The sequence below is a fragment of the Binatus sp. (SeqCode) genome (genome assembly GCF_036522015.1).
Classification (GTDB): Bacteria; Desulfobacterota; Binatia; order Binatales; family Binataceae; genus Binatus.
Window position 1 is genome coordinate 1 of the sequence record NZ_DATDGQ010000297.1, and the last position, 4,428, is coordinate 4,428.

Here is a 4,428-nt window from a genome sequence, read left to right on the forward strand (position 1 = left end):
GTCTTCCGGCGGATGCACAATCTTCGCGCCAATTTTCCTGAGATAGCCGTAAATCTCGTCGACGTCGCCGCGCTCGCGCGCGCGCAGGCACAGGTGATGCAGCCCGACGCGACGCTGCTGAAATTTCTCCGCGCGATACGAATCGTCGCCGCGCATGATTCCGACCGCAGTCCTGCCGCCGACGCAGTAGAGCATGTCCTCGCTGCGCATGACCGGCTTCAGTCCGAGATACGTGAGCAGCTTTTCATAGAATGGAAAGCACGCCTCGAAATTACTGACCGTGAGCATCACATGCGCCATGCCGTTGATTTCCATCTCAGTTCTCCATTCCAGTTAGAGCGCCTTCAGCCATTCGTGGCCCGGATGCGTTTTTTCGATCGCGTCGCGGAGCCATCGCCGCGCGTCCGCGCTCAGCGCCGTTCTCGCATTGTCGAAATCAATTCGATCGCGCGCTTCGAGATGCTTCGCCTTGAACAGCAGCTCGATCTCCGGCGCGAGATACGGAAGTCCCCACAGCGGATAAAATCCCATCCGCGATATCGGCATGCGCACTTCCGGATTGCGCCGAAAGATCCATTCGCTATCCGACGACTCCTCGAGCATCACCTGGAACGCCGGCTCCGTCTGGCCCGCGCGATACGCATTGATCTGATGGATCGGCAGCTCGAGCCGCTCGCCCGCGGGCCACTCGACGAGAGTTCCGCGGTTCACCAGGCCCTCGGGATGCGGGATGATTTTCTTCAGCGAAAATTGTTTCAGCGCCTTGTGCAGTCCGAGATGATCGCGCCGCATGACGAGCACGTCGACATCATGATGCTCGCGCGTCACGCGCCCGAGATGCAGGTCGATTGCCCATCCCCCGACGAAGTAGAACGGCGCGCGCAGACCAGCCATCGCCTCCGCAACCTCAAGTAACGCTTTAAGGTCCGTTGTAGGCGTATTCGCGGTCCTTTCTCCTGAACTAAAACGCCATAGCGGGACGTTTCATGTGAAACATATTCGGCATATACCCGTTGCTAACATTGAGTTATCCGCGATCGACTCCACGTTTCACGTGAAACATAGCGCGCGTCCGGTCCCCCTTCACGCGAGGCCCGAAAAAAGGGGTTAGGGGTTAGGTTGCCCGCGACGAGACCATCCGCGACGGTCTTGGCTGCTCATGCCCCAAAATCGGATGCGGCCGGTACGGCTTCTCGAGCGCGGCGACTTCGTCCGCCGTCAGTTTCACGTCGACCGCCGCGATCGCTTCTTTCAAATGCGCGAGCTTGGTCGCGCCGATTATGGGTGCGCTGACGCCCGGCGCCTGCAGGATCCATGCGCACGCTATCTGCGACGGCGTCACGCTGCGCTCTTTGGCGATCTGCTCGACGACGCTCAGCACTTCGAAGTCGTATTCGCGGAAGTACATGTTCTTGGCGAAGTCGTCGGTCTTGGCGCGCGCGGTTGGACCGGTGCCGCCCTTGTCGCGATTGCCTGCCAGGAAACCGCGCGCGAGCGGGCTCCATGGAATCAAGCCGACGCCGTTGTCGATGCAGAGCGGATTCATCTCGCGCTCCTCCTCGCGATAGACCAGGTTGTAATGATTCTGCATCGAGATGAACCGGTGCCATCCGTTTTCTTTTTGAATCGCTAGCGCCTTGGCGAACTGCCACGCGGCCATCGAGCTCGCGCCGAGATAGCGCACCTTGCCGGCGCGAACCAGAGAGTCGAGTGCCTCGAGCGTTTCCTCGATCGGCGTCGTGTAGTCCCATCGATGGATTTGGTAGAGGTCGATGAAATCCATTTTGAGGCGGCGCAGTGACGCGTCGCAGGCTTCGAGAATATTTTTGCGGCTGAGGCCGGCGCGATTGAGACCCGACGCCATCGGGCCGTGCACTTTGGTCGCGACCACGATCTCGTCGCGCTTGGCCATCTCGCCGAGCCATCGCCCGGTGACCTCTTCACTCGCGCCGACTGAATAGACGTTGGCGGTGTCATAGAAGTTGATCCCGGATTCGACGGCGGCGGCGAAGTGATCGCGTGCCTCGTCCATCGTGAGCACCCAGTCACGCCATTTCTTGTCGCCATAGCTCATGCATCCGAGGCAGATGCGCGAGACGGTGATCCCAGTCTTGCCGAGTTTCGAGTACTGCATGATTTCTCCGATTTTCTTTTTTCAGGGTTTGGAGTTTCGAGCTCAGTGCCAAAATTCCGGCGCTCGCGCACGCGTGTCAAGGGCGAGGTGACGAGGCGTTGGAGATTGCGTCTGGCGACCTAACCCCTACCCGTGCGGGAAGGGGGACCGGATGCGGAGACGGTGCGTTATGGCGGGGCCGGTTTGGCGACGGCGGGGTGGCGCGGGCGGACGTCGTAGCCGTGGTCATGGACATAGTTCGCGTGCACTTGGGCGAACAGGAAGGCGTCGATCAGCACGGCGATAAAAATCACGAAGATGAACAGGTAGCTACCCTGTTGTGGCTGGCCCGGCTGCGGTGCGTCGCCGTTAGACATCGGACACCAAAATAGCATGAACCGGGATTTGATACTCGTCTATTTCGTTTTGTCCTTCGTGTAGATTCCACCGAAGCTGACGTTCAGGCCGCCGCAGTTGCCGTTGTCCGACGCGACCAGGTACGGTCCTCGCCGCCGAAGTTTCACCACGCAGGACGATTCGTCATCGCCTTCCTTGAACACCAGCTCCTTCTGCCCTGCCGCCAGAGGAGCTTGCGCCGAAAAACTTCCCTCGTTAACGGTTTCAGCCGTCTGATAGGACGCCTGTCCATCGCCGCTGACCTGTCCCGCGGCAGCCGCCTTTATTCCGATCGAGTCACTTTCGTAATTCCATGTTCCGATCACGAAATCGATCGACATGCTGGCGTCTTCAGTCACCGGTCCGAGGTTCTCGACAGGAATGAAGCCGGCGACGATCTTACCATTGGGCCTGCCGTAGTAGGCGCATCGAAAACCTCGATTCGGCGGGCCCGCAAAGACCACGTCGCCGCTCACCAGGTAAGCTTTTTGACGCGACCCGCACGGCTTGTCTTTCGGGCAGGCTTGAGTCTTCTTGTATAGCCAGGCGCGTTGTTCGCCCGGGCTGGTTTTGACCACGAACAACGGAGCGTTTTCATAGGCGGGGTCGTAGCTGAGACATTCCTTTTCCACCTTGGGTTGTTCGTCGGCGAGTGTGGCGGGAAAGTCGGGCAGTCCCGCTACGAGCAGCGTGACCAACGGGAGTATTAGAAGAGTTCTGCTCACGCTCTGCACATCTTCATTCGTAGTCACCGTTGCCAAAGCCAATAGCATGGAGGCCGGATTAACGCCCATGCCCCTATTTCATTGACTCGGCGAGCAGATTAGGATGCTTTTGATCTGACTGGCCGATTGGTCAGGCGGGACGTCGCGAACACTGCGCCCGGAGGAAATCTAATGCGGATCCTATTCGTACATCCAAGTCCGCTTATGTACAGCGAGATTTATTTGCGGCTCGAACCGCTCGGAATGGAGCGGGTGGCGGCGGCGACACGCGCGGCCGGCCATGACGTGAGGATTATCGATCTGCAAATTTTCAAGCATCGTGATCTATTCGCCGAGCTCGAGAGCTTCAAGCCGAATGCGGTCGGCTTCTCGCTGAATTATCTCGCCAATGTGCCCGAGGTGATCGATCTCGCCAAGGATGTGAAGCGGCTGGTGAAGGACTGCTTCGTCTTCACCGGCGGGCATAGCGGGTCGTTTGTCGCGGACGAAATCCTCGAGCATGCGGAGGGCGCGATCGACGCGGTCATCCGCGGCGAAGGCGAGACCGCGACGCCGATGCTGCTCGATGCGATCGGCACCGGCTCGATTGGCAAGGTTCCCGGAGTGCTGACGGCGCAGGGGTCGGGGCCGACGCCGATCATGCTCGACGATCTCGATCAGTTTTTTCCGGCGCGCGATCTCGGGCGGCGGCGCAACAAATATTTTATCGGCGTGCTCGATCCGTGCGCGTCGATCGAGTTCACCCGCGGCTGTCCGTGGGATTGCTCGTTCTGCAGCGCATGGACGTTTTACGGCCGCAGTTACCGCAAATCGACGCCGGAAGCGGCGGCCGAGGACATGCTGTCGATCAAAGAGCCCAACGTCTTCATCGTCGATGACGTCGCGTTCATTCATCCCGAGCATGGATTTGCGATCGGGCACGAAATCGAAAAGCGCAAAATCAAAAAGCAGTACTACCTCGAGACTCGCGCCGACGTGCTGTGCCGCAATCCGGAAGTGTTTCGCTACTGGCGCAAGCTCGGGATGGAGTACATGTTCCTCGGGCTCGAGGCGATCGACGAAGAGGGCCTGAAGCTGCATCGCAAGCGATCGTCGATGGGCGTGAATTTCAAGGCGCTCGAAGTCGCGCGCGAGATTGGGCTGACGGTCGCGGTCAACCTGATCGCCGACCCGTCGTGGGACGTGAAGCGCTTC

5 protein-coding genes and 1 pseudogene are annotated in these 4,428 nt (G+C 59.5%); 1 reads left to right on the forward strand and 5 read right to left on the reverse strand.

Going from position 1 to position 4,428, the window contains the following annotated elements; translation table 11 throughout:
- The 5 genes and pseudogenes from VIW95_RS12650 to VIW95_RS12670 form a co-directional block, all read right to left on the reverse strand.
- Nucleotides 1-315, reverse strand: a 315-nt coding sequence (locus VIW95_RS12650) for a VOC family protein (RefSeq protein WP_331587009.1), incomplete at its 3' end; no start/stop codon positions are given.
- 18 nt (nucleotides 316-333) lie between these two features.
- Nucleotides 334-903: pseudogene (locus tag VIW95_RS12655) on the reverse strand (nucleotidyltransferase domain-containing protein); the annotation flags it as partial.
- Between the two features lie 211 nt (nucleotides 904-1,114).
- Nucleotides 1,115-2,134, reverse strand: a complete 1,020-nt coding sequence (locus VIW95_RS12660; RefSeq protein WP_331587014.1) for an aldo/keto reductase — start codon at nucleotides 2,132-2,134, stop codon at nucleotides 1,115-1,117.
- Nucleotides 2,135-2,301: 167 nt separating this feature from the next.
- Nucleotides 2,302-2,490, reverse strand: a complete 189-nt coding sequence (locus VIW95_RS12665; protein ID WP_331587016.1) for a hypothetical protein — start codon at nucleotides 2,488-2,490, stop codon at nucleotides 2,302-2,304.
- Nucleotides 2,491-2,529: 39 nt separating this feature from the next.
- Nucleotides 2,530-3,261 carry a hypothetical protein gene (locus VIW95_RS12670; RefSeq protein ID WP_331587018.1) on the reverse strand — a complete coding sequence of 244 codons (732 nt, stop codon included), beginning with the start codon at nucleotides 3,259-3,261 and terminating at the stop codon, nucleotides 2,530-2,532.
- Nucleotides 3,262-3,405: 144 nt separating this feature from the next.
- On the opposite strand from VIW95_RS12670, the gene VIW95_RS12675 reads away from it, so the two are divergent.
- Nucleotides 3,406-4,428: B12-binding domain-containing radical SAM protein (locus VIW95_RS12675; protein ID WP_331587020.1), on the forward strand; the 1,023-nt coding region annotated here is incomplete at its 3' end.

What these genes read in the sequence shown, in the direction of transcription:
- VIW95_RS12660 (WP_331587014.1), bottom strand. Translation starts at nt 2,134, where the DNA reads ATGCAGTACTCGAAACTCGGCAAGACTGGGATCACCGTCTCGCGCATC.
- VIW95_RS12665 (WP_331587016.1), bottom strand. Translation starts at nt 2,490, where the DNA reads ATGTCTAACGGCGACGCACCGCAGCCGGGCCAGCCACAACAGGGTAGC.